We start from the raw sequence: 19320 nt of genomic DNA, 5'->3' as shown, positions 1-19320 counted from the left end.
TGACGGGGCGAGTCACCACCCTTCCCAGGAGTGAGACGTGGAGCGACGCAGTTTTCTGCGCGGAGCGGTCATCGGCACGTCGGCAGCGGCCTTCGGCGGCACCCTGATGCACGGCGCCGCCTACGCGGCCCCCGCGCAGCCCGGCGCGGGCCCGTACGGCGCCCTCGGCGCGGCGGACGCCAACGGCGTCCTGCTGCCCGCCGGCTTCACCAGCCGGGTCGTCGCACGGTCGGGCCAGACGGTGCCCGGCACCTCGTACGCCTGGCACAGCGCCCCCGACGGCGGCGCCTGCTTCGCCGACGGCACCGGCTGGATCTACGTGTCCAACTCGGAGATCAACCCGAGCGGCGGCGCGAGCGCGCTGCGGTTCGACTCGACCGGCACGGTCACCGGCGCGTACCGCGTGCTGTCCGGCACCCGGCAGAACTGCGCGGGCGGCAGGACCCCGTGGAACACCTGGCTCTCCTGCGAGGAGGTCAGCCTCGGGTACGTCTACGAGACCGACCCGTACGGGGTGAACGCGGCCGTCCGACGGGACGCCATGGGCCGCTTCAAGCACGAGGCCGCCGCGGCGGACCCGGTGCGCAAGGTCGTCTACCTGACCGAGGACGAGACGAACGGCTGCTTCTACCGCTTCATCCCCACCACCTGGGGGAACCTCTCCGCCGGCACCCTCCAGGTGCTGGTCGCGGGCACCGCCGCGAGCGGCTCGTTCAGCTGGCAGAACGTCCCGGACCCGGACGGCTCCCCGACCGCGACCCGCAGCCAGGTCTCGGGCGCGAAGAAGTTCAACGGCGGCGAGGGCTGCCACTACGCCAACGACACCGTCTGGTTCACCACCAAGGGCGACAACCGGCTCTGGCAGCTGAACCTCGCCTCCGGCACCTACGAGCTGGCCTACGACGACTCGCTCGTGCCCGGCGGCGCCGCCCCGCTCACCGGCGTCGACAACGTCACCGGCTCCTCCTCCGGCGACCTGTTCATCGCCGAGGACGGCGGCAACATGGAGATCTGCGTCATCACCCCGGACGACGTCGTCGCGCCGTTCCTGCGGATCAACGGCCAGGCCTCCTCGGAGATCACCGGCCCCGCCTTCTCCCCCGACGGCCGGCGCCTCTACTTCTCCAGCCAGCGCGGCACCAGCGGCAGTTCCTCCGGCGGCATCACGTACGAGGTGAAGGGCCCGTTCCGCGCCTGACGCCGCGCGGCCGGCGGGCCCCGCCCCCTACGAGCCGGCCGACCCGTTCCGCGCGTAGCACCGCAGGTCCACCGTCCGCTGGGCGCCGCCGAGCAGGGCGGCGCCCAGCGGCGTCAGGGTGTGCAGGACCGCGTTCCCGTGCCGCAGCGTCGCGATGAGCCCCGCCTCGCGCAGCACCCCCGCGTGCTGGCTCGCCGAGGCCAGCGACACCCCGGCCCGGCGGGCGAGCTCGCTCGTCGTGCCGCCGTCGCCGATGGCGTGCAGGACGGCCGAGCGGGTCTGGCCGACCAGTTTGGCGAGCGAGGAGCCGCCCGGCGACCGCACGGTCGGCGCCTCGCCGTGGGTGACGGGGTAGACGAGGACCGGCGGCAGCGCGGGGTCGCGCAGCACCACGGGGGTCCCCCGGCAGAAGTACGAGGGCTGGAGCAGCAGCCCCCGCCCGTCGAGATGGACGTCCCGGTCGACCGGGTAGTCGGCCTCCAGGACGGGCGCGCGCCAGCGCAGCATCGGCGGCAGCGAGGCGAGGAGTTCGTCCGCGCCGCCGTCCAGGAGCGCGCGGCCCCGCCGGGCCCGGTCCGCCTCGACCCGGGCCCTGATGTGCGGCCAGTACGGCTCCACGGCGGCGCGGTGGTAGCTCCGCAGCGCCCCCAGGAGCCGGCCGAAGGGCGCCGCGCCGCCGTCGGCGAGGGCCCGCAGCGAGTGCGGCACCGTGCGCCCGCCGGAGCGGTCGGCGGCGAGGAGGGAGAGCTCGCCGCGCAGTCGGCCGGGGTCGGTGCCGCGGACCGCGTCCAGGCCCTCGTCGAGCCCGTGGACGCCCTCGGCGGGCGTCAGGAAGTCGGGAAAATAGCCGCGGCTGGGAACGAGCGCCGCGAGGAGCCTCGTCTCACCACCGAGCCGCATCCGGGTTTCGGAGCGCCAATCCCCGAAGACGACCGGGCCGCGCCGGTCCCTTAAACGGTGAAAGCTGAGAATCGTTTCCCACAGAACATCGGGCCGGGCGGCGGTCCGTACCCCCGCCAGATCGTTTCCGGTGAAATGAATCCGCAGCATGACGTCCCCACCTGTGCACTCGCAACCACCCCCGACGTCGAGTATGCACAGCATCACTGCACGTTACCAGGGTGTTTCAGCCACAGTTGAAAAGCATCGCGGCAATGGGGGCGGAACCGAAAAGCTGTACGGGTCGGGCAGGAAACCTTCTGGACCGAGGTGACGTGGTGAAGACCGTGGGGGGCTTTGCCCGTCCGGCGGCGGTCGGCGAGGGTTGCGGCTCACCTGCCCGGCACAGGTAAAGGGCGCGGCCTCCGGGTGGGGATCCGGGGGTCGCGCCCGCCCCATTCTTTGCGGTGGATCCTTTGCGGAGGACGAGAAAGTTCAACGGCCAATAATTCAATCAGGCGCAATTGAACACCTCCTCACAACCGCTCGACAAACAAACGACGGGACGGACACCTCCGCACAGAGGTGTCCGTCCCGTCGCCGTGATTCCGGGGCCGCCGCCCGCCGGTGAGGGTGGTGGAGTGGCCGGCGGCGGCCCCGGTCGTACCGGAGTGGTTCGGTGATTCCCGCTGCTGAACGGGGGTTCAGGAGGGCCCGACCGCCGCTCCTGACCCCCCGTTCAGCAGGACTCAGCGGCTGTCGCTGCCCTTCGACTCGGCCGCCGCACGGCCGGCCTCCAGACGCGCCACCGGGATCCGGAAGGGCGAGCAGGAGACGTAGTCCAGACCGACCTCGTGGAAGAAGTGCACCGACTCCGGGTCGCCGCCGTGCTCGCCGCAGACACCGAGCTTGATGTCGGGGCGGGTGGCGCGGCCGGCCTCGACGGCGCTGCGCACGAGCGCGCCGACACCGTCCTTGTCGATGGTCTCGAAGGGGCTGACCCCGAAGATGCCCTTCTCCAGGTACGCGGTGAAGAACGAGGCCTCCACGTCGTCGCGGGAGAAGCCCCAGACCGTCTGCGTCAGGTCGTTGGTGCCGAAGGAGAAGAACTCCGCGGCCTCGGCGATCTGACCGGCGGTCACGGCGGCGCGCGGCAGCTCGATCATGGTGCCGAGGGCGAGCTTGAGCTCGACGCCGGTGCGGGCCTGGACCTCGGCGATGACCTGCTCGGCCTCCTCGCGGACGATCTCCAGCTCCTGGACGGTGCCGACGAGCGGGATCATGATCTCGACGCGCGGGTCGCCCTTGGCGTCGAGGCGCTGGGCCGCGGCCTCGGCGATCGCCCGGACCTGCATGGTGAACAGGCCGGGGATGACCAGACCGAGACGGACGCCGCGCAGACCCAGCATCGGGTTCTGCTCGTGCAGCCGGTGCACGGCCTGGAGCAGGCGCAGGTCGTTCTCGTGCGGCTCCTTGCGGGACTCGGCGAGGGCGACGCGCACCGACAGCTCGGTGATGTCGGGCAGGAACTCGTGCAGCGGCGGGTCGAGCAGGCGGACCGTGACGGGCAGCCCGTCCATGGCCTCGAAGAGCTCGACGAAGTCCGTCTGCTGGAGCGGCAGGAGGGCTTCCAGGGCGTCGTCGCGCTCGGCGTCGGTGTCGGCCAGGATGAGCCGCTCCACGAACTGGCGGCGCTCGCCGAGGAACATGTGCTCGGTACGGCAGAGGCCGATACCCTGGGCGCCGAAGCGGCGGGCGCGGTTGGCGTCCTCGGCGTTGTCGGCGTTGGCGCGGACGCGCAGCCGGCGGACGCGGTCGGCGTAGGCCATGATCCGGTGGACGGCCTGGACGAGCTCGTCGGCGTCGTCGGCGCCGGCGTGCATGCGGCCCTCGAAGTACTCGACGACCGGGGACGGCACGACCGGTACCTCACCGAGGTAGACCTTGCCGGTGGAGCCGTCGATGGAGACGACGTCGCCCTCCTCGACGACCTGGCCGTCGGCCGTGGTCATCCGGCGGCGCTTGGTGTCGACCTCCAGCTCCTCGGCGCCGCAGACACAGGTCTTGCCCATGCCGCGGGCGACGACGGCGGCGTGCGAGGTCTTGCCGCCCCGGGAGGTGAGGATGCCCTCGGCGGCGATCATGCCGTCCAGGTCGTCCGGGTTGGTCTCGCGGCGGATCAGGATGACCTTCTCGCCCGAGCGGGACCACTTGACGGCGGTGTACGAGTCGAAGACGGCCTTGCCGACGGCGGCGCCCGGGGAGGCGGCGATGCCGCGCCCGATCTGCTCGACCTTGGCGGCCTCGTCGAACTTGGGGAACATCAGCTGGGCGAGCTGGGCGCCGGTGACGCGCTGGAGCGCCTCGGCCTCGTCGATCAGGCCCTGGTCCACGAGCTGGGTGGCGATGCGGAAGGCGGCACCGGCGGTGCGCTTGCCGACGCGGGTCTGGAGCATCCAGAGCTGGCCGCGCTCGATGGTGAACTCGATGTCGCAGAGATCCTTGTAGTGGGTCTCCAGCGTGTTCATGATGTCCATGAGCTGGTCGTACGAGGCCTTGTCGATGCCCTCGAGGTCGGCCAGCGGCACGGTGTTGCGGATGCCGGCGACGACGTCCTCGCCCTGCGCGTTCTGCAGGTAGTCGCCGTAGACGCCCTCGTGGCCGGAGGCGGGGTCGCGGGTGAAGGCGACGCCGGTGCCGGAGTCCGGGCCGAGGTTGCCGAAGACCATCGAGCAGACGTTGACGGCGGTGCCGAGGTCGCCCGGGATGCGCTCCTGGCGGCGGTACAGCTTGGCGCGGTCGGTGTTCCAGGAGTTGAAGACGGCCTCGATGGCGAGGTCCATCTGCTCGCGCGGGTCCTGGGGGAAGTCGCGGCCGGTCTCGGTCTTCACGATCCGCTTGAAGTGCTCGACGACCTGCTGGAGGTCGGCGCCGCCGAGGTCGGTGTCACTGGCGACCTTCTTCGCGGCCTTCGCCTCGTCCAGCGCGTCCTCGAAGAGCTCGCCCTCGACGCCGAGGACGGTCTTGCCGAACATCTGGATGAGGCGGCGGTACGAGTCCCACGCGAAGCGCTCGTTGTCCGCCTGGCGGGCCAGACCGACGACGGAGGCGTCGGAGAGGCCGATGTTGAGGACGGTGTCCATCATGCCCGGCATGGAGAACTTCGCCCCGGAGCGCACCGAGACCAGCAGCGGGTCGTCGGCCTGGCCGAGCTTCTTGCCCATGCGCTGCTCCAGCGCGTCGAGGTGGGCGCTCACCTCGTCGCGGAGCGCGACCGGCTCCGAGCCGCTCTCGAGGTAGACCTTGCACGCCTCGGTGGTGATCGTGAACCCGGGGGGGACCGGCAGACCGAGGTTGGTCATCTCGGCCAGGTTCGCGCCCTTGCCACCGAGCAGGTCCTTCAGGTCCCTGTTGCCCTCGGTGAAGTCGTACACGAACTTCTGATCATTGTTTTCCGACACGGGTCCCGACTCCTCGATGACTCGGTTGGCTGCCCTGACGGCGAGGAACATACCCAGATCAAAGGCTTCTGGGGAGGTACGCCTAGCGGTCACGTGGCCTTAACCACCCGTCCGCCAGCACTTCGAAAGTAACCGAGAAGTAGCTTCCGGTTTCAGACTCCGAAGACGCCATGACCGAAACCGGAGAGAAGGCGCTCAGATGAGCGAACATCGCAGCACTTGCGTTCACCTCTTGAACGCAAAAAGGGTGGCACCCCGTGCCACCCTTCAGGCGGTGCAGCCGTTCGTAACCTGCTCATCTGAGCACCACCCCCCTCAAGGGTGGCGAGGATCACTCCCCCGGAACGGCCGAATCAGGGCCGAATCTCAGCCGCCGGACGTGTCCAGCTCGGCGTCCTCGCTCACGCCCGAGCAGTCGTAGGGGTCCTTCAACCAGCCGTCCGGCAGGACAACCCGGTTGTTTCCGGACGTACGCCCCCGAGGGCCATCGGCGCCCGTCGGCCACGACTGATCCAGGTCCAGCTCGCTCAACTGAGCGCTCAGTTCGTCGAGGGACGAGGTGATCGCCAGCTTCTTGCGCATCTCGGACCCCACCGAGAAGCCCTTCAAGTACCAGGCCACGTGCTTGCGGAAGTCGATGACACCGCGTGCCTCGTCGCCGATCCACTCCCCGAGCAGCCGGGCATGCCGCACCATCGCCTCCGCGACCACCCGCAGCCCCGGCGCCGCGGAGGCCCCGGTCCCCTCGAAGGCCGCCACCAGATCCGCGAAGAGCCACGGCCGCCCCAGGCAGCCGCGCCCGACGACCACGCCGTCGCAGCCCGTCTCCCGCATCATCCGCAGGGCGTCGTCGGCGGACCAGATGTCGCCGTTGCCCAGCACCGGGATCTCCGGCACGTGCTCCTTGAGCCGCGCGATCGCGTCCCAGTCCGCCGTACCGCCGTAGTGCTGCGCCGCCGTCCGCCCGTGCAGCGCGATCGCCGTGACGCCCTCCTCGACCGCGATCCGGCCGGCGTCCAGATAGGTGATGTGGTCGTCGTCGATGCCCTTGCGCATCTTCATCGTGACCGGCAGGTCGCCCGCGTTGCCCACGGCCTCGTGGAGGATCGCCCGCAGCAGCGGCCGCTTGTAGGGCAGGGCCGAGCCGCCGCCCTTGCGGGTCACCTTGGGGACCGGGCAGCCGAAGTTCAGGTCGATGTGGTCGGCGAGGTCCTCGTCGACGATCATGCGCACGGCCTTGCCGACCGTCACCGGGTCCACCCCGTACAGCTGGATGGAGCGCGGCTGCTCGGTCGCGTCGAAGCGGATGAGCTGCATCGTCTTGTCGTTGCGCTCGACCAGGGCCCGCGTCGTGATCATCTCGCTCACGAACAGCCCCTTGCCTCCGCTGAACTCGCGGCAGAGGGTGCGGAAGGGGGCGTTGGTGATGCCGGCCATCGGGGCGAGCACCACCGGCGGCTGCACGATGTGCGGGCCGATGGCAAGAGGGGAGAACGCGGTCATCGGACCATTGTCGCGCACTGCGCCGGTCATGAGTCGGCCGTACCATCCGAACATGCCAGAGCTCACACGCGCGCAGCTCCCCCGGCGCCGGCAGCTCGTCGTCCTGGCGATCTGCTGCATGAGCCTGCTGATCGTCAGCCTGGACAACACCGCGCTCAACGTCGCCCTGCCCGCGCTGCGCGACGACCTCGACGCCTCCGTCTCCGGCATGCAGTGGGTCATCGACGCGTACACCCTGGTCCTGGCCTCGCTGCTGATGCTGGCCGGCTCCACCGCCGACCGGATCGGCCGCCGCAGGGTCTTCCTGACCGGGCTCGTCGTCTTCGCCCTGGGCTCGCTGCTCTGCTCCCTGGCGCCGAGCCTGGAGGCGCTGATCGCCTTCCGCGCGGTGCAGGCGGTCGGCGGCTCCATGCTCAACCCGGTCGCCATGTCGATCATCACCAACACCTTCACCGAACCCGCCGCACGCGCGCGTGCCATCGGCGTCTGGGGCGGGGTCGTCGGCATCTCCCTGGCCCTGGGGCCGCTGGTGGGCGGTGTGCTGGTCGAGTCGGTCGGCTGGCGGGCGATCTTCTGGGTCAACCTGCCGGTCGCCCTCGTCGCCCTGCTCCTCACCCTGCGGTACGTCCCCGAGTCCCGCGCGCCCCGGCCCCGCCGCCCGGACCCGGTCGGACAGCTCCTGGTGGCCGCGCTCCTCGGCTCCCTCACGTACGCGATCATCGAGACCGACCCGCTCTTCGCCGGGATCGCGGTGGCGGCGCTCGCCGGTGTCCTGGTGTACGAGCCCCGGCGCCGCGAACCCCTGATCGACCTGCGGTTCTTCCACAGCGCCCCGTTCAGCGGCGCCACCGTCGTCGCGGTCTGCGCCTTCTCGGGCTTCGCCGGGTTCCTGTTCCTGAACACCCTGTACCTCCAGGAGGTGCGCGGCCTGTCCCCGCTGGAGGCCGGCCTGTACGTGCTGCCGATGGCGGGCATGACCCTGGTCTTCGCCCCGCTGTCCGGACGCCTCACGGGCGCGCGTGGACCCCGCCTCCCGCTGCTCCTCGCGGGTACGGCGATGGCGGCGGGGGCGCTGCTCTTCGCGGCCTTCGAGGCGGAGACCCGCGATCCGCTGCTCTTCACCGGGTACGTGGCCTTCGGCATCGGCTTCGGTCTGGTGAACGCGCCGATCACCAACACGGCCGTCTCCGGGATGCCCCGGGCGCAGGCCGGGGTGGCGGCGGCGGTGGCCTCGACGAGCCGGCAGGTCGGGCAGACGCTCGGGGTCGCGGTCGTCGGCACGGTGCTCGCGACCGGGGTGGGCGCCGGAACCTCCCCCGAGGACTTCGTGGCGGCGGCGCGGCCCGGCTACTGGGTGGTGACGGCCTGCGGCCTCGCGGTCCTCGTGGTCGGCGCGCTGACCAGCGGCGCGTGGGCGCGCCGCACGGCGGAGCGGACGGCCCGCTCCCTGGAGACGGACGACGAGGGGACGCCGCGGGCGGACGGGACGGACCTGCCGCTCAGGCGGCGGTGAGGGCCTGGGCCTTCCGGGCCGCCCGCGCCTCGTCGCGCACGGCGAGCTCCAGGAGCCGTTCGAGCCGTTCCCGGGACTCCTCGTCGAGGGGCACGTACGTGCCGACGCGCGGTCCGGCGGCCGGGCCGAGCCAGAGGTTGGTGTGCTCCAGGCGCAGCACGCCGACCTCGGCGTTGCGGATGACCTTGGCGCGGCCGGCGAGGTCGGCGACGTCGCGGCGCTCCCACAGCTCGCGGAACTCCGGGGAGGCCTCCTGGAGCCGCTGGACCAGCGCCTTCCAGGCGGGTTCGGCCAGGTGCTCGGCCATCGAGGCGCGGAGCTTGCCGACCATCGCGCGCAGGACCTCGGGGAGGTCGCCGAAGGCGGCCCGGAACTCCTCGTCGGTGAAGGCGAGCCAGAGGGTGTTGCGGTCCTCGCGGGGCAGCGCGTCCAGGTCGCGGTAGAGCCGTCCGAAGGTGCGGTTGTAGGCGAGGAAGTCGTACCGGCTGTTCTGGACGCAGGCGGGGACGGGCTCCAGCTGGCGGAGCAGGGCGCGCAGCGCGGGGGTGACGGCCGGGCAGGCCGTCTCGGGGTGCGGGTCGCTCTGCGCGGCGAGGGCGAAGAGGTGGCTGCGCTCGGTGGGGTCGAGCAGCAGGGCGCCCGCGAGGGCGTCGAGGACCTGCGGGGAGACCTGGATGTCGCGGGCCTGTTCGAGCCAGGTGTACCAGGTGACGCCGACGGCGGAGAGCTGGGCGACCTCCTCGCGGCGCAGCCCGGGGGTGCGGCGGCGCCGTCCCCGGGGCAGGCCGACCTGCTCGGGGGTGATGCGCTCGCGCCGGCTGCGCAGGAAGGCGGCGAGCTCGTGGCGCCGCGTGCCGGGTTCCGCCGTCGTCATCGTCACGCTCCCAGGGTGCCGGGCCGTCCGGCCGCGTGCCAGGTACTCCTTCTACCAGGATAAAGACACTCTGGTACCAGGCTGAGCGGCGGCGGATCGTCGGATGCGTGACTACGACCTCCGCTTCCCCCCGTTCCCAGGGACCTCAGGGTCCTCCGGCGCCCGCCCCGGGCGGCACCCCGCCCGGGGCGGGTGCCGTCGTCCACGGCCGGCCGGCGCTGGGTCCGCTCGGCCTGTTCACCGTGCTGCTCGGCGCGGCCCTCCCGCTGATCGACTTCTTCATCGTCAACGTCGCCCTGCCCTCGATCGACCACGACCTGGCGGCGGGCCCGGCGCTCCTGGAACTCGTCGTCGCCGGGTACGGCCTGTCGTACGCCGTCCTGCTGGTCCTCGGCGGGCGGCTGGGCGACCTCTTCGGACGCCGGCGGCTCTTCCTGGCCGGCATGGCGGCCTTCGGCCTGACCTCGCTGGCCTGCGGTCTCGCCCCGGACGCCTGGACGCTCGTCGGGGCGCGGGTGGCGCAGGGCGCCGCGGCGGCGCTGATGCTGCCGCAGGTCCTCGCGACCATCCACTCCTCGACGGAGGGCGCCCGCCGGGCCCGCGCGCTGAGCCTGTACGGGGCGACCGCGGGGCTCTCGATGGTCGCCGGGCAGATCCTGGGCGGGGTCCTGGTGGCCGCCGACCTCGCGGGCTCGGGCTGGCGCGCGGTCTTCCTGGTGAACGTGCCGGTGGCGGTGGTCGGCCTGGTCCTGGCCTTCCGTACGGTCCCGGAGACCCGTTCGGACCGCCCGGCGCCGGTGGACGTACCGGGCACCGTGCTGCTGGCCCTGGCGCYGACCACCCTGCTCGCGCCGCTCACGGAGGGCCGCGCGGCGGGCTGGCCGGTGTGGACGTGGGTGTCGCTGGCCGTGTTCCCGTTCGCGGCGGTGGCGTTCTGGCGGGTGGAGCGGCGGACGGACCGCCGGGGCGGCATGCCGCTGGTCCCGCCGAGCCTGCTCGGGCTCGTGTCGCTGCGGCGCGGTCTGGTGCTGCTGCTGCCGCTCTGCATGGGCTTCGGCGGCTTCATGTTCGTGATCGCGGTCGCGCTCCAGCAGGGGCTCGGCCTGGGGGCGGTCGCCTCGGGCCTGGCCCTGGTGCCGATGGCCCTGGCGTTCTTCGGCGCCTCGCTGGCGGGCCCCCGGCTGGTACGGCGCTGGGGCACGCGCGTGGTGACGGCCGGCGGACTGATCCAGGGCGTCGGCATCGCCCTGCTCGCGGCGACCGTATGGCGCGCCTGGCCGGACCTGTCGGTGGCGGTGCTGCTGCCCGGCATGGCGATCGCGGGACTCGGCCAGGGCCTCCAGCTCCCGGTGCTCTTCCGGGTGATCCTCTCGGAGGTCCCCGGCGAGCGGGCGGGGGTGGGCAGCGGGGTGATGGTGACGACCCAGCAGTCGGCCCTGGCCCTCGGCGTGGCCACGCTGGGCTCCCTCTACCTGGGTCTGTCGACCTCGCCCGCCTGCCGAGGCAGACGGGCTAGGCGCCGGCGCCGCGCGCGTGCCGCCCGCCCCACCGAGCCTCACCGCCCCCCGTACACCCGAACGAATGACAGATGTTGAAATCTGTCATCGCTCATGCCATGGTTGTCCTGTCCGACGGATCCACCCGACCGATCCACCGCTCACGGACTCCGAGGAGACCGCCATGACCACCACCAGCCGCCCCGTCCCCACCCGCCGGCTCGGCGCCACCGGCCCCGAGGTCTCCGTCCTGGGCCTGGGCTGCATGGGCATGTCCGCGCTGTACGGCGAGAGCGACCGCGCCGAGTCGATCGCGACGATCCACGCCGCCCTGGACGCGGGGGTGACCCTGCTCGACACCGGCGACTTCTACGGGATGGGGCACAACGAGCTGCTGATCCAGGAGGCGCTGCGCACTGCCCCCACGGCCGCCCGCGAGCAGGCCCTGACCAGCGTGAAGTTCGGCGCCCTGCGCACCGTCGAGGGCGGCTTCACCGGCTATGACGGCCGCCCGGCCGCCGTGAAGAACTTCGCGGCCTACTCGCTCCAGCGGCTCGGCACCGACCACATCGACATCTACCGGATCGCCCGCGTCGACTCCGACGTGCCGATCGAGGAGACCGTCGGCGCCATCGCCGAACTGGTCGAGGCGGGCCACGTGCGGCACATCGGGCTCTCCGAGGTCGGCGCCGACACCCTGCGCCGGGCGGCCGCCGTCGCCCCGATCTCGGACCTCCAGATCGAGTACTCCCTGATCTCCCGGTCGATCGAGGAGAAGATCCTGCCGACCGCCCGGGAACTGGGCATCGGCGTCACGGCGTACGGCGTCCTGTCGCGCGGACTGATCAGCGGCCACTTCACCCGGGACCGGGAGCTGGCCGCCGGCGACTTCCGCGGCATGAGCCCGCGCTTCCAGGGCGAGAACCTCCAGCGGAACCTGGACCTGGTGGAGCGGCTGCGGGCGCTCGCCGAGGCCAAGGGCGTGACCGTGGCGCAGACCGCGATCGCCTGGGTCCTCGCCCAGGCCGAGCGGCAGGGCACGGACATCGTCCCGCTGGTCGGCGCCCGCCGGACGGACCGGCTGGCGGAGGCACTCGGCGCCCTGGACGTCACGCTAGACGCCGCAGACCTGGCGGCGATCGAGGAGGCCGTCCCGGCGGGCTCCGCCGCGGGCGAGCGCTACCCGGCGGCGCAGATGGCGCATCTGGACAGCGAGCACTGACGGGTACTGTCCTTCCATGGCCGCCACCGAGACCCTGACCGCCGAGCGCATCCTCGAAGCCACCGAGGAGGTGCTGCGCCGCTACGGACCGGCGAAGGCGACCGTCGTGGACGTGGCCCGGGTCCTCGGCGTCAGCCACGGCAGCGTCTACCGGCACTTCCGCACCAAGGCGGCGCTGCGCGAGGCGGTGACGGAGCGCTGGCTCTCGCGCACCGAGACCGCGCTCGCCGAGCTGACGGCGACACCGGGCCTTGCGGCGCCGGCCAAGCTCCACGAGTGGTTCGCCCTCCTCTTCGAGGCCAAGCGCCACAAGGCGGGCGACGACCCCGAGCTGTTCGCCACGTACAACGTGCTGATCGACGAGAACAGCGGAGTGGTCGACCGGCACATCGGCGTCCTGATCGACCAGGTCCGGTCGATCGTCGAAGAAGGGTCCCGGGAGGCGGAGTTCACCGCACCCGACCCCGAATCGACGGCCCGCGCCCTCTTCTACGCCACCGCCCGCTTCCACGACCCGGGCTACGCCCCGGAGTGGCGGCGCCCCACGATCGAGACCGAGTTCGAGTCGGTGGTGAGCCTGCTGCTCCGCGGCCTGCGCACCTGACGGCGCCCCCGGCCCACGCGGGCGCCCCGCCCGCCCGAGGACACGGGAAAGCCCCCGGTTCCATGGAGGAACCGGGGGCTTCGCCGTGCGTGCGGAGCCGGATCAGCAGCCGAGGAGGCGGCTGCCCAGGTAGCCCTGGATCTGGTCCAGGGAGACGCGCTCCTGCTTCATGGTGTCGCGCTCGCGCACGGTCACCGCGTTGTCCTCGAGGGTGTCGAAGTCGACGGTCACGCAGTACGGGGTGCCGATCTCGTCCTGGCGGCGGTAGCGGCGGCCGATGGCGCCGGCGTCGTCGAACTCGATGTTCCAGTTCTGGCGCAGGTCCGCAGCCAGGCCCTTGGCCTTCGGGGAGAGCTGCGCGTTGCGGGAGAGCGGCAGCACCGCGGCCTTGACCGGGGCCAGGCGGTGGTCGAGGCGCAGCACCACGCGCTTCTCCATGACGCCCTTGGCGTTGGGGGCCTCGTCCTCGTTGTACGCGTCGAGGAGGAAGGCCAGCATCGCGCGGCCGACACCGGCGGCGGGCTCGATGACGTACGGCGTGTACGACTCGCCGGACTCCTGGTCCAGGTAGGTCAGGTTGGCGCCGGAGGCCTTGGCGTGCGCGTTCAGGTCGTAGTCGGTGCGGTTGGCGACACCCTCCAGCTCGCCCCACTCGTTGCCGCCGAACTGGAAGCGGTACTCGATGTCGGCGGTGCGCTTCGAGTAGTGGGAGAGCTTCTCCTTGGGGTGCTCGTACCAGCGCATGTTCTCCTCACGGAGACCCAGGCCCGTGTACCAGTTCCAGCGCTGCTCCATCCAGTATTCCTGCCACTGCTCGTCCTCGCCCGGCTTGACGAAGAACTCCATCTCCATCTGCTCGAACTCGCGGGTGCGGAAGATGAAGTTGCCCGGAGTGATCTCGTTCCGGAAGGACTTGCCCATCTGGCCGATGCCGAACGGCGGCTTCTTGCGCGAAGTGGTCTTCACCTGGGAGAAGTTGGTGAAGATGCCCTGCGCGGTCTCGGGACGCAGGTACGCGACGGAGGCGGTGTCCTGGGCCGGGCCGAGGTGGGTGGAGAGCAGGCCGGAGAACTGCTTGGGCTCGGTGAAGGTGCCCTTGTTGCCGCAGTTCGGGCAGTTGAGGTCGGCGAAGCCGTTCTCGGGGAGGCGGCCGTGCTTCTCCTCGTACGCCTCCTCCAGGTGGTCCGCGCGGAAGCGCTTGTGGCAGGAGGTGCACTCGGTCAGCGGGTCGGTGAAGGTGGCGACGTGACCGGAGGCCTCCCAGACCTCGGTGGCCAGGATGACCGACGAGTCGATGCCGACGACGTCCTCACGCGAGGTGACCATGTAACGCCACCACTGGCGCTTCAGGTTCTCCTTCAGTTCGACACCCAGCGGTCCGTAGTCCCAGGCGGCACGCTGGCCGCCGTAGATCTCGCTGCACGGGTAGACGAAGCCACGGCGCTTGCTCAGGCTGACGATGGTGTCGATCTTGTCGGCGGCCACGGTGCTCTCTTCATTACGACGACGAAGTGCGAATGCCTCAGGTTACCGGCGCCCGCACCCCCCGTATCAAATCGGTTCTGCGAGCGGCTCCCGCCGCCGCCCTCCGGGGTCCCGCGTGGGGCGGGCCACACGTACGACAATTGACAATCGTTTCCAGTTTTGTTGAAAATGAGTGTCATGAACGTACGTCGCCTCATACCCACCGCAGCCGTCGCCGGAGCCGTCACGCTCGGCATCGTCACCCTCTCCGCCTGCGGCGGAACGTCCGACGCGGCCGGCAAGGGAAGCGGCGGCAAGCTGGACGTGGTGGCGTCGTTCTACCCCATGCAGTACCTGGCCGAGCAGATAGGCGGCGGGCACGTCGCCGTCACCACCCTCACCAAGCCCGGCGTCGAGCCCCACGACCTGGAGCTCAAGCCCCGGCAGATCGGCGAGCTCGGCGAGGCCGACGTCGTCCTCTACCTCAAGGGCATCCAGCCCGCCGTGGACGACGCGATCGCCCAGGCCGGCGTGAAGAACACCGTCGACGCCGCCACCCTCACCAAGCTGGAGGCCCACGGCACCGGGGCCGGCCACGAGGGCCACGACCACGCCGAGGGCGAGCACGCCGAGGACGGGCACGCGGAGGAGGAGGCCGGGCACGACCACGGCTCCGAGGCCGGCAACGACCCGCACGTCTGGCTCGACCCGGTGAAGTACGCCGAGGTGGCCAAGGGCGTCGGAAGCGCCCTGGAGAAGGCCGACCCGGCGAACGCCGCCGACTACCGGAAGAACACCGACGCCCTCGTCGAGAAGCTCGGCGACCTGAACACCGCCTTCGCCGACGGCCTGAAGAACACCGCGACGAAGACCTTCATCACCACCCACTCCGCCTTCGGCTACCTCGCCGAGCGCTACGGCCTCGACCAGGAGGGCATCTCCGGCATCGACCCCGAGTCGGAGCCGAGCCCCGCCCGGATCAAGGAACTCCAGGACGTCGCGAAGAAGGACAAGGTCACCACCGTCTTCTTCGAGACCCTCGCGAGCGACAAGACCGCGAAGACCCTCGCCGGCGACGCCGGCCTGAAGACCGACGTGCTCGACCCGCTGGAGGGAATCACGGACACGTCCAAGGGCGATGACTACATCGAGGTCATGCGCTCCAACCTCGCCGCGCTGCAGAAGGCCCTCGGCGCGAAGTGATCACCGCACAGCAGGAGGTACGAGCCATGGCCCCCCCGACCCCGGAACGGGAAGCCGTCATCTCCGTCCGCGGAGCCACCGCCGCCCTCGGCGCCCGGCCCGTCCTCCGCGGCGTCGACCTCACCGTCCGCCGCGGTGAGGTCGTCGCCCTGCTCGGCGCCAACGGCTCCGGCAAGTCCACCGCGGTCCGCGCCGTCATCGGCCAGGTGCCGCTGACCGGCGGCACGATCGAGCTGTTCGGCACGGAGCGGAGGCGGTTCCGCGAGTGGGCCCGGGTCGGCTACGTGCCGCAGCGGACCACCGCCGCGAGCGGCGTCCCCGCCACCATCCGCGAGGTCGTCTCCTCCGGCCGCCTCTCCCGCCGCAGGTTCGGCCGGCTGACCAAGGCCGACAAGGCCGCCGTCGAGCGGGCCATCGACCTCGTCGGTCTCGCCGACCGCGCCAGGGACTCCGTCTCCGCGCTGTCCGGCGGACAGCACCAGCGGGTGCTGATCGCCCGCGCACTGGCCGCCGAGCCGGAGCTGCTGATCATGGACGAGCCGATGGCGGGCGTGGACCTCGCGAGCCAGGAGATCCTCGCCTCGACGCTGCGCGAGCAGGTCGCCGACGGCACCTCCGTCCTCCTCGTCCTGCACGAGCTGGGCCCCCTGGAGCCGCTGATCGACCGCGCGGTCGTGCTCCGCGACGGCTGCGTCGTCCACGACGGCCCGCCGCCGGAGGCTCTCGGCCAGCACGCGCTGCCGGGCCACGACCACGTCCATCCGCACGCGGCCGGGGAGCCGCTCCGTACGGGTCTGCTGACCTGAGGAAGCTGACCTGATCATGGAACTGCTCGATCTCGCCTTCATGCAGCGCGCGCTCCTCGCGGCCGTGCTCGTCGGCATCACCGCCCCCGCCGTGGGCATCTACCTGGTCCAGCGCCGCCAGGCGCTGATGGGCGACGGCATCGGCCACGTGGCCATGACCGGCGTCGGCCTCGGCTTCCTGCTGAACTCCAGCCCGGTCTGGATGGCGACCCTCGTCGCCGTCGTCGGCTCGGTCGGCATGGAGCTGATCCGGGCGTACGGCAAGACCCGCGGCGACCTCGCGCTCGCGCTGCTCTTCTACGGCGGCATGGCCGGCGGCGTCCTGCTGATCAACCTCTCGCCGACCGGCTCCAACGCCAACCTCAGCTCGTACCTCTTCGGCTCGCTCTCCACGGTCTCCGAGGAGGACCTCACCGCGATCGGCATCCTGGCCGCCTTCGTCGTCCTGGTCACGGTCGGACTGCGCCGGCAGCTCTTCGCGGTCAGCCAGGACGAGGAGTTCGCCCGGGTCACCGGCCTGCCGGTGCGCGCCCTGAACCTGCTGATCGCGGTCACGGCCGCGGTGACCGTCACGGTCGCCATGCGGGTCGTCGGCCTGCTCCTGGTCAGCGCGCTCATGGTGGTCCCGGTCGCGGCGGCCCAGCAGCTGTCGAAGTCCTTCCGCGCGACCTTCGTCCTCGCGGTGGTGACGGGCATCACGGTCACCCTGGCCGGCACGGTCACCTCGTACTACCAGGACGTGCCGCCCGGCGCGACGATCGTCCTGTACGCGATCGGCGTCTTCGTCCTGCTCACCCTGCTCGCCACACCCCTCGCCAAGCGCCGGGCGCGGGCGGCGGAGGCGGGCGCGGAGAGCTGCGACGCGCCGGTTCCGGCGACCCGGCGCCCCTCGGACGACGTGAAGGTCTGATCCGGCCCGGACGCGGGGCCGCGGGGGGCTGGCAGAATGGCGGGGGCAGACAAGGATCCAAGGAGGCCCCCGTGGTGACGGCAGGACCCCCCGTACGAGGCCGCTCGACCAAGCAGCGTGCCGCCGTCTCCGCGGCGCTGAACGAGGTGGACGAGTTCCGCAGCGCCCAGGAGCTGCACGACATGCTCAAGCACCGCGGCGACTCCGTCGGCCTCACCACCGTCTACCGCACGCTCCAGTCCCTGGCGGACGCGGGCGAGGTCGACGCGCTGCGCACGAGCGAGGGCGAGACGGTGTACCGCCGCTGCTCGACCGGCGACCACCACCACCATCTGGTGTGCCGGGTCTGCGGCAAGGCCGTGGAGGTGGAGGGCCCGATGGTGGAGCAGTGGGCCGAGGCGATCGCCTCGGAGCACGGCTTCGTGAACGTGGCGCACACGGTGGAGATCTTCGGCACCTGTGCCGACTGCGCCGGGAAGTGACCTGACATACGAAGGGGCCCGTGCCGATCCGGTACGGGCCCCTTCGCGTGCGCTCAGTTCTTGTCGAGGACCGCGAGGTCGGCCGGGTCGACGCCGCCGAAGCGCCGGTCGCGCTGGGCGTACTCGATGCAGGCGCGCCAGAGGTCGCGGCGGTCGAAGTCGGGCCAGAGCACGTCCTGGAAGACCATCTCGGCGTAGGCGCTCTGCCAGATCAGGTAGTTGGACGTGCGCTGCTCGCCGCTGGGCCGCAGGAAGAGGTCCACGTCCGGCATGTCCGGGTAGTAGAGGTACTTCTGGATGGTCTTCTCGGTGATCTTCGCCGGGTCGAGCCGGCCGGCCCGCACGTCCTCGGCGAGGGCCTGCGCCGCGTCCGTGAGCTCGGCGCGGCCGCCGTAGTTCATGCAGAAGTACAGCGTGAGCTTCGTGTTGTCCTTGGTCTGCTCCTGCGCGATCTGGAGCTCCTTCGCGACCGACTTCCACAGCTTGGGCATCCGGCCGACCCAGCGCACCCGCACCCCCAGCGAGTCGAGCTGGTCGCGGGACTTGCGGATGAAGTCGCGGTTGAAGTTCATCAGGAAGCGCACCTCCTCGGGGGAGCGCTTCCAGTTCTCGGTGGAGAAGGCGTAGAGCGAGATCGAGCCCACACCCATCTCGATCGCGCCCTGGAGCACGTCGAGCACCTGCTCGGCGCCGACCTTGTGGCCCTCGGTGCGGGGCAGGCCGCGCTCCTTGGCCCAGCGGCCGTTGCCGTCCATGACGATCGCGACGTGCTCCGGGACGAGCTCGGACTGGAGCTTCGGCGGGCGGGCGCCCGACGGGTGCGGCTCGGGGGTGCTGTACTCCCGGCGCTGTCGACCGAGCAGTCGTGCGATGGCCATGACGTGGTCTCTCCTACCTAGCTTTTCTCTACGTACCGCAGCGAGCGCAGGCCGCGCTCCAAGTGCCAGTGCAGATAGGCGGACACGAGTCCGCTGCCCTCCCTGACGTGACGCGGCTCGCACGCGTCCGCCGTCGCCCAGTCGCCGGTGAGCAGCGCGCTGAGCAGGCCGATGGCCTCCGCCGAGGGTACGACGCTTCCGGGGACCCGGCAGTCGCCGCAGATGACGCCGCCCGCGCCGACGGAGAAGAACCTGTTGGGGCCGTGGATGCCGCACTTGGCGCAGTTCTCGAAGCTCGGCGCGTAGCCGTTCACGGCGAGGGAGCGGAGGAGGAAGGCGTCGAGGATGAGGTGGGGGGCGTGCTCGCCCCGGGCGAGCGTCCGCAGGGCGCCGACGAGCAGCAGGTACTGCTGCACGGCGGGCTCGCCCTCGTGGTCGGTGAACCGCTCGGCCGTCTCCAGCATCGCGGTGCCGGCGGTGTAGCGGGCGTAGTCGGTGACGATGCCGCCGCCGTACGCGGCGATGGTCTCGCTCTGGGTGCAGAGCGGCAGCCCGCGCCCGACCAGCTCGCTCCCCCGGGCGAAGAACTGCACGTCCACGTGCGAGAACGGTTCGAGCCGCGCGCCGAACTTCGACTTGGTGCGCCGGACGCCGCGGGCGACGGCCCGCACCCGGCCGTGGCCGCGGGTGAGCAGGGTGATGATGCGGTCCGCTTCCCCCAGCTTCTGGGTGCGCAGCACGATGCCGTCGTCGCGGAACAGACTCATGCGCCCATTCTCGCGTACGCCGGGGGCGTCCCGGGCCGGAGTGGCAAGGGCCCTCGGGGC

General features: G+C 71.6%; 16 protein-coding genes. 9 read left to right on the top strand and 7 right to left on the bottom strand.

Annotation, left to right across the window (positions count from 1 at the left end):
* Nucleotides 1-37: 37 nt before the first annotated feature.
* Nucleotides 38-1198 (top strand): PhoX family protein, encoded by a 1161-nt coding sequence (locus EAO70_RS19705; protein WP_148004202.1) that lies wholly within the window; start codon nucleotides 38-40, stop codon nucleotides 1196-1198.
* 27 nt (nucleotides 1199-1225) lie between these two features.
* Here EAO70_RS19705 and EAO70_RS19700 read toward each other — a convergent pair whose 3' ends face one another.
* From EAO70_RS19700 to dusB, 3 genes are all read right to left on the bottom strand, one after another.
* Nucleotides 1226-2248, bottom strand: a complete 1023-nt coding sequence (locus EAO70_RS19700) for an ArsR/SmtB family transcription factor (protein WP_187283953.1) — start codon at nucleotides 2246-2248, stop codon at nucleotides 1226-1228.
* A 578-nt stretch (nucleotides 2249-2826) separates the two neighbouring features.
* The gene (ppdK, locus tag EAO70_RS19695) at nucleotides 2827-5538 is read right to left on the bottom strand and encodes a pyruvate, phosphate dikinase (RefSeq protein ID WP_148004201.1); all 2712 of its coding nucleotides are present in this window, start codon (nucleotides 5536-5538) and stop codon (nucleotides 2827-2829) included.
* A 366-nt stretch (nucleotides 5539-5904) separates the two neighbouring features.
* On the bottom strand, nucleotides 5905-7041 hold the full coding sequence (gene dusB, locus EAO70_RS19690) for a tRNA dihydrouridine synthase DusB (protein WP_148004200.1): 1137 nt from the start codon (nucleotides 7039-7041) through the stop codon (nucleotides 5905-5907).
* A 52-nt stretch (nucleotides 7042-7093) separates the two neighbouring features.
* Here dusB and EAO70_RS19685 point away from each other — a divergent pair, with 52 nt between their 5' ends.
* Entirely contained in the window at nucleotides 7094-8554 is a 1461-nt protein-coding gene (locus tag EAO70_RS19685; RefSeq protein ID WP_148004199.1) for an MFS transporter, read from the top strand.
* On the opposite strand, the gene EAO70_RS19680 is transcribed toward EAO70_RS19685, so the two are convergent.
* Complete coding sequence (locus EAO70_RS19680; protein ID WP_148005248.1) at nucleotides 8541-9428, bottom strand: helix-turn-helix domain-containing protein; 888 nt, start codon at nucleotides 9426-9428, stop codon at nucleotides 8541-8543. The genes EAO70_RS19685 and EAO70_RS19680 overlap by 14 nt on opposite strands.
* Before the next feature lie 218 nt (nucleotides 9429-9646).
* Between EAO70_RS19680 and EAO70_RS19675 the strand changes: the two genes are divergently transcribed.
* The 3 genes from EAO70_RS19675 to EAO70_RS19665 all read left to right on the top strand — a co-directional run bounded on the left by EAO70_RS19675 (nucleotide 9647) and on the right by EAO70_RS19665 (nucleotide 12750).
* Nucleotides 9647-11023, top strand: coding sequence for an MFS transporter (locus EAO70_RS19675; protein ID WP_261993038.1), 1377 nt, complete (start codon nucleotides 9647-9649; stop codon nucleotides 11021-11023).
* 85 nt (nucleotides 11024-11108) lie between these two features.
* The gene (locus tag EAO70_RS19670; RefSeq protein ID WP_148004198.1) at nucleotides 11109-12146 is read left to right on the top strand and encodes an aldo/keto reductase; all 1038 of its coding nucleotides are present in this window, start codon (nucleotides 11109-11111) and stop codon (nucleotides 12144-12146) included.
* Nucleotides 12147-12162: 16 nt separating this feature from the next.
* Nucleotides 12163-12750: a TetR family transcriptional regulator gene (locus tag EAO70_RS19665; RefSeq protein ID WP_148004197.1), complete on the top strand. Its 588-nt coding sequence runs from the start codon at nucleotides 12163-12165 to the stop codon at nucleotides 12748-12750.
* Between the two features lie 102 nt (nucleotides 12751-12852).
* Here EAO70_RS19665 and EAO70_RS19660 read toward each other — a convergent pair whose 3' ends face one another.
* Complete coding sequence (locus EAO70_RS19660; RefSeq protein WP_148004196.1) at nucleotides 12853-14235, bottom strand: glycine--tRNA ligase; 1383 nt, start codon at nucleotides 14233-14235, stop codon at nucleotides 12853-12855.
* A 177-nt stretch (nucleotides 14236-14412) separates the two neighbouring features.
* Between EAO70_RS19660 and EAO70_RS19655 the strand changes: the two genes are divergently transcribed.
* The 4 genes from EAO70_RS19655 (at nucleotide 14413) to EAO70_RS19640 (ending at nucleotide 17615) form a co-directional block, all read left to right on the top strand.
* Complete coding sequence (locus EAO70_RS19655; RefSeq protein ID WP_148004195.1) at nucleotides 14413-15417, top strand: zinc ABC transporter substrate-binding protein; 1005 nt, start codon at nucleotides 14413-14415, stop codon at nucleotides 15415-15417.
* Nucleotides 15418-15443: 26 nt separating this feature from the next.
* Nucleotides 15444-16223, top strand: a complete 780-nt coding sequence (locus EAO70_RS19650) for a metal ABC transporter ATP-binding protein (protein WP_148004194.1) — start codon at nucleotides 15444-15446, stop codon at nucleotides 16221-16223.
* A 16-nt stretch (nucleotides 16224-16239) separates the two neighbouring features.
* Nucleotides 16240-17133, top strand: a complete 894-nt coding sequence (locus EAO70_RS19645) for a metal ABC transporter permease (protein ID WP_148004193.1) — start codon at nucleotides 16240-16242, stop codon at nucleotides 17131-17133.
* A 71-nt stretch (nucleotides 17134-17204) separates the two neighbouring features.
* A complete protein-coding gene (locus EAO70_RS19640) occupies nucleotides 17205-17615 on the top strand; it encodes a Fur family transcriptional regulator (protein WP_148004192.1) in 411 nt (136 codons plus the stop codon).
* Between the two features lie 53 nt (nucleotides 17616-17668).
* On the opposite strand, the gene EAO70_RS19635 is transcribed toward EAO70_RS19640, so the two are convergent.
* On the bottom strand, nucleotides 17669-18493 hold the full coding sequence (locus tag EAO70_RS19635; RefSeq protein WP_148004191.1) for an isoprenyl transferase: 825 nt from the start codon (nucleotides 18491-18493) through the stop codon (nucleotides 17669-17671).
* Between the two features lie 17 nt (nucleotides 18494-18510).
* Nucleotides 18511-19260, bottom strand: coding sequence for a DNA repair protein RecO (gene recO / locus EAO70_RS19630; RefSeq protein WP_148004190.1), 750 nt, complete (start codon nucleotides 19258-19260; stop codon nucleotides 18511-18513).
* Between the last annotated feature and the right edge of the window lie 60 nt (nucleotides 19261-19320).

Origin of the sequence: Streptomyces sp. adm13(2018) (assembly GCF_008042145.1) — a bacterium.
Classification (GTDB): Bacteria; Actinomycetota; Actinomycetes; order Streptomycetales; family Streptomycetaceae; genus Streptomyces.
Note: the sequence above shows the minus strand (reverse complement) of the source record. Positions and strands in the feature narration are given on the sequence as shown.

Bases quoted from the DNA above. Each gene is read 5' to 3' on its own strand.
- EAO70_RS19670 (WP_148004198.1), top strand. From the start codon at position 11,109: ATGACCACCACCAGCCGCCCCGTCCCCACCCGCCGGCTCGGCGCCACC.
- EAO70_RS19645 (WP_148004193.1), top strand. From the start codon at position 16,240: ATGGAACTGCTCGATCTCGCCTTCATGCAGCGCGCGCTCCTCGCGGCC.
- EAO70_RS19685 (WP_148004199.1), top strand. From the start codon at position 7,094: ATGCCAGAGCTCACACGCGCGCAGCTCCCCCGGCGCCGGCAGCTCGTC.
- EAO70_RS19635 (WP_148004191.1), bottom strand. From the start codon at position 18,493: ATGGCCATCGCACGACTGCTCGGTCGACAGCGCCGGGAGTACAGCACC.
- EAO70_RS19700 (WP_187283953.1), bottom strand. From the start codon at position 2,248: ATGCTGCGGATTCATTTCACCGGAAACGATCTGGCGGGGGTACGGACC.
- EAO70_RS19650 (WP_148004194.1), top strand. From the start codon at position 15,444: ATGGCCCCCCCGACCCCGGAACGGGAAGCCGTCATCTCCGTCCGCGGA.
- recO (WP_148004190.1), bottom strand. From the start codon at position 19,260: ATGAGTCTGTTCCGCGACGACGGCATCGTGCTGCGCACCCAGAAGCTG.
- EAO70_RS19655 (WP_148004195.1), top strand. From the start codon at position 14,413: ATGAACGTACGTCGCCTCATACCCACCGCAGCCGTCGCCGGAGCCGTC.
- dusB (WP_148004200.1), bottom strand. From the start codon at position 7,041: ATGACCGCGTTCTCCCCTCTTGCCATCGGCCCGCACATCGTGCAGCCG.
- EAO70_RS19665 (WP_148004197.1), top strand. From the start codon at position 12,163: ATGGCCGCCACCGAGACCCTGACCGCCGAGCGCATCCTCGAAGCCACC.
- EAO70_RS19680 (WP_148005248.1), bottom strand. From the start codon at position 9,428: ATGACGACGGCGGAACCCGGCACGCGGCGCCACGAGCTCGCCGCCTTC.